General features: G+C 67.5%; 3 protein-coding genes and 2 pseudogenes. 3 read left to right on the top strand and 2 right to left on the bottom strand.

What is annotated here, in order from left to right; translation table 11 throughout:
• Positions 1-931, top strand: a pseudogene (locus ACZ7IB_RS48430) (hypothetical protein); the annotation flags it as partial.
• Positions 932-1,184: 253 nt separating this feature from the next.
• On the opposite strand, the gene ACZ7IB_RS48425 reads toward ACZ7IB_RS48430, so the two are convergent.
• A complete protein-coding gene (locus tag ACZ7IB_RS48425) occupies positions 1,185-1,607 on the bottom strand; it encodes a hypothetical protein (protein WP_470921706.1) in 423 nt (140 codons plus the stop codon).
• Positions 1,608-1,815: 208 nt separating this feature from the next.
• On the opposite strand from ACZ7IB_RS48425, the gene ACZ7IB_RS48420 reads away from it, so the two are divergent.
• Positions 1,816-3,126, top strand: a complete 1,311-nt coding sequence (locus tag ACZ7IB_RS48420) for an NlpC/P60 family protein (RefSeq protein WP_470921705.1) — start codon at positions 1,816-1,818, stop codon at positions 3,124-3,126.
• A gap of 168 nt (positions 3,127-3,294) precedes the next feature.
• On the opposite strand, the gene ACZ7IB_RS48415 is transcribed toward ACZ7IB_RS48420, so the two are convergent.
• Positions 3,295-3,474 carry a hypothetical protein gene (locus ACZ7IB_RS48415; RefSeq protein ID WP_470921704.1) on the bottom strand — a complete coding sequence of 60 codons (180 nt, stop codon included), beginning with the start codon at positions 3,472-3,474 and terminating at the stop codon, positions 3,295-3,297.
• 682 nt (positions 3,475-4,156) lie between these two features.
• On the opposite strand from ACZ7IB_RS48415, the pseudogene ACZ7IB_RS48410 reads away from it, so the two are divergent.
• Positions 4,157-4,750: pseudogene (locus tag ACZ7IB_RS48410) on the top strand (hypothetical protein); the annotation flags it as partial.

Here is a 4,750-nt window from a genome sequence, read left to right as displayed (position 1 = left end):
GATCCGAAAACCGCTCGCCCCCGACCGACTTCACCTGTCCCGGCCTTGGCACACCCAACACAACGAGCCGACACCCTCAAAGTCACCGGTATTGCCCCTAGGCGGAGAAACGTACGGGACCTGGGCCGACTCCCAACGCCCCGCCTGGGACGCCGTCGCCACTTGGATACTCACCCACCCCATCGGACACCTCATCGTCTGCCGCACCGACCGCCTCACACAAGCCCGCCAGAGACAACTGCTCGCCCTGCGGGAGCGAAGCGGCATCCGACTCACCCTCCTCTGGCACCGACCGCTCGGCCCCACCCTGAGAACACTCCTCGAAGAGACCCCGCACCACGTCATCGACACCCTCTCTGGGGCGCGCATCGCTCTCGGCCACACGGAACACCCACCGGCCGACACCAGGAACACCGGTCACCATCAGCCCACCGAAGACAACGGGCAATGGATCACCCCTCCGGCCCCGTCGGACGGCCTAGTAGTGGACCGTCGCACGCGCACCCGGTGCCAGGGCGCACCCGATCTCGCCCCCGGCAGCACCGCACCACCCAGGCAAGGAGACGACTGCACAGCGCGAGATATCCTCGCCGCCCGGCTGACCACAGTGGCGCACCCACTGCACGCCACAGCCCTGACCATCAAAGCGATCACCGGGGCAGACATCGACCGGCTCGCGCTCATCCGCGGCATCGACATCAACGAAACGGCGACCGCCGTCAAAGTCCACGACAGCACAGCCCACCGCCGCTGCCAGCTCTACCCCCTTCCCACCTGGGCTCGCCCCCTCGTGCGCGCGGCCTGCATCCACGGACAACTCAAGGACCGTGCCCCGGACAGCCCGCTCTTCCCCCTCATCACCGCCCAGGGCGGCGAACAACTCACCCGCACCGCAACAGGAATCCGCTACAACCTCACCCCCACGCCGTAAAGAGAATGCTGTCCGCCTTCAACAGACGGTGTTCCCCGGAGCACACGCACGGCCGTGACCAGCGGCAACACGCTCCCGGCTGTACCGACCGGCAAACCAACTGACCTGCCCAACCACCAAAAACGACAGCACCAAATCGGCATCCATGACAGCAGCCGAGCCACCCACCACAACCCACTGACCAGCCAAGAGCCCGCTACTCACCCACTGACATCACGATGCCGAACCAACACCGACAAAAACACGCAGATCATCAAGCCGGTGACAGGGTCGCCGGTAACGGGTTCGCCTCCCACGCCGCCCCCTCCGCGACGGGAGCTCGCCCTTCTGTCTGCTGTTTTTCAGTCGACGCGCCCGCCCTGACACCTGCAGACCTTGCGTCTGCGGCTTCGGCCCTCATAGCCGCCTCGTGCAACTCCCGGGCCTTCGCCAACATCACCTGCCGGCCTCGAGCGTCACGGTAGCGGTCCTTGACCACCGCATTGAGTCGGCTCAACGGGATGACCCGCACGCCAGAGCGGTACTCGCCCCATAGCGTCTTGCCGACACCTTCATACCGCTGCGCCAGCTCCCGCACCCCCACGCCCTCGGTCAGCTCCCGAAGAAACCGCGACAGTGCATTGGCCTCTTCTGTTGCCCCTCTCAGGTCACCCTGAGGACGCCCCGCCTTGCCCATACTCTCCCCCTGCGTGATGTCCGCGGACAACCCCCGTTGTCCGACTCCCACTCCAGACCGAGCTGCGCCTTCATTGTCCAGCCCTCCCGGCCAACTCCTCCCCGCAGCACCGTTGTTCTCACCGCCTGGTCCGGCCCGACACAGCCCGCCCGGGGCGTGGAGTCACGCAACACCACCTGCAGCCACCCGTCCACCATCGGGAGTCCCGTTGTCTAAATTCCGCACGCTCGCCGCCCTGGGAGCATCGCTCGCGATAGCAGCGACCGTCGCTGTCACCACGGCCCGTCCCAGCGAAAATCCCACGAGCAGGCACGACATGATCGTGTCTGCGGCAGCCACCGTGTCCACCGGAACGCTCGGACTCGACGCACGGCCCGGCGAACCCGTCTCCCGAGACCAGGTCGTCCGACGAGCGCAGGCGTGGGTGGAACAACGAGTCACCTACAGCCAGAGCAAGTGGTGGTCCGACCAGGCCACGGGCGGAGCATGGCGTCAGGACTGCTCCGGGTTCGTCTCCATGGCTTGGCAGCTGCCCGCCAGCGAGACCACGCACTCCCTGCCCCGGCACGCCCAGCCGATCACCTTTTCGGACCTGAAGCCCGGGGACCTGCTCAATTCCAGCTCCCACGCCCTCCTCTTCGGTCGCTGGACCGACAAGAACAAGGGACTGTTCACCTACTACCAGGAGAGCAACCCCCGCCGGCCCGCCAACCTCTCCAGCGGCGACGTCAACGCCGCCACCCTGGCCGGACACCCCACCAGCAGTTACCGCGCCTACCGGTACAACAACATCCGCGAAAACGACACCCCCGCCCCTCAGCCCGCACGCCCTGCTGCCACCGCGCCCCCCTTGCCGACGGCGCCCCAGGCCAAGTCCCAGCCTCAGCCCGCGAGGACCACGAAAGCCCCCTCCGCTCGCACGTTGCAGGGTAAGACCGTCGCCCTGTCTGCCATTACCACCGCACAGGGCCGCTTGTACGCACTGGCCAAAGACCGGTCCGGGGTGTGGCAGTGGTCAGGCAAGACCGACAGGTGGGTCAAGGTGGGCGGGCCGGCCCGGCAGCTCTACGGAGGGTCGGCGGGCCTGTTCGCCACGAATCCGCGAACTGGCGACATCTACCGTCTTGAGCCGGATAGTCGCCGGTGGGCTCGTGTGGGCGGTCCGGGTAGGACCTTCGCTGCGGCTGGCGGCCGCTTGTACGCACTGGCCAAAGACCGGTCCGGGGTGTGGCAGTGGACAGGCAAGGGCGCTGCGTGGAAGCAGATCGGCGGCCCCGCACAGGAGCTCTACGACGGATCAGAGGCCCTGCTCGCCACCCGCCCCGGTAGCGGTGACATCCACCGCTACGACACCCGCACCCGCCGGTGGACCCGCATCGGCGGACCGGGCAAGACATTCACCGCCCAGGAAAGCTGCATCTACGGGCTGAGCCCGGACCGGTTGGGGGTGCGGCAGTGGACGGGCAAGGGCGCCATCTGGAACCCGATCGGCGGCCCAGTCCCAGTAGCGCGACGCTGAAGAATCCCAGCACACCCGTCTTGTCGTGCCCTCGACTGCCAGATCCCTGATTCCCTCTTTCGCCGTCGGCCCAGGCGCGGTGTCCGGCGCGGGCAACACCCAGGCCGACGCCCCGGGGCCTGGGCAAGCCGCCGCGCGGGAGGGCATACCCAAGGCTGCGTTGGGCGGTCAGCGGCCGACCGGTTCGGGGTAGCGCTCTCGGCGCCGGTGCGGGTCGTCGACGCCGATCTCGTACCAAGGCTCACCGCGCTGGAGCCGGTGCAGAGTGTTCACCCAGACTGCGACGGTGATGCCCTGTACATCGGCGGCGAGCGCCTGGCGGCGGTTGTCGATGACCGCTTCCCGCACCCACCGGACCCCGGGCCTCTTGAGGCTCGGGGTCCGCTGCTGTTGCCGTGCGCCAGCCTTTCGGACCCGGGCGGCCGGGAGGGCCTGCAACGCGCCTCATGAGTCAGCAGCAGAAGCCCAAATACGACCTGTCTCACAGCACCTTCAACGGGCCGACTCAGATCGGCGACAGGACCAGTGCACCAGCGCGGAGCGTGGAACCACGATGAACGGGCCGCCCTCCGTCTCCAGCCACGTCAAAGACACGCCGCCTCCGGCTTCAGGATCTCAGTTCCGTGGCGACAGCGTATGTGCCGGGTCGGACAGGGCGGCCTCATGCCTGTGGTGGTCGGGGTGCGCGGTGACGGGCCCGAGGTCCGCGACTATCCCTTGCAATCCAACGATGCCGTCACCCTCCGCAATCGCTCCCCAAGATCTGTGCCAGAACCCTCAACTCACGTATGAAGCCAGCCGGGCACTTGCTGGCAAGGAGTTGCCGCAATGCAGGCATCGGTGGGGTCGTCCGTCGCGCGCTGCGGTCCTCCACCGCCGCCGGAGTAAATGCGTACGTCCCAGGGCCGTCACGCAGACCCGGGGATGTACCAACAGCGCCCACATCGGTGTGCCGAGCCACGATAGTTGGCACCTGGCCACGCTGGTTGGCATCGCCCTCGCTCATCTATGCCAAGATTCGAGGGTGGATATGACCGACGTCACGCGTGCGATAGCGGCTGCGACTTCGGTCGCCGCATCGCTCGACCTGCCAGCCAACGATGCAATCGTTCTCCACAACTCGAACAAGCTGGCACTGCGGCTGACGCCATGCGACGTCTTTGCCCGGGTCGCCCCTGTGGGACAAGAGGTTGCACAGTTCGAAGTCGATCTCGCTCAGCGGCTCACCGAGGTCGGATGCCCGGTGTGTCCCTTGGAGCCTCGGGCGGACCCGCGTGTGTACACGCGCGATGGCTTCGCAGTGACGCTGTGGACCTACTACGAGCCCGTGACACCTCACACCTCACCAGTCGACTACGCCAAGGCGCTGGAGCAGCTGCACGCCGGCATGCGCGAGGTCGATGTGCCGAGCCCGAGGTTCACGGACCGGATCACGGAGGCGGAAGAAGTTGTCGCCGACCCGGATCGCTCGCCGGAGCTCACCGACGCGGACCGCGTGTTCCTCAGCGGCAGGCTAGCAAGCCTGCGACGAGCGATCGACGACCGCGGCGGGGGGGGGGGGGGGGGGGGGGGGGGGGTAGGGGGGGGGGGGGGGGGGGGGGAGAAAGAGAAGAAGCCGCTTCTC

Source organism: Streptomyces sp. NPDC037301, assembly GCF_055602785.1.
Note: the sequence above shows the minus strand (reverse complement) of the source record. Positions and strands in the feature narration are given on the sequence as shown.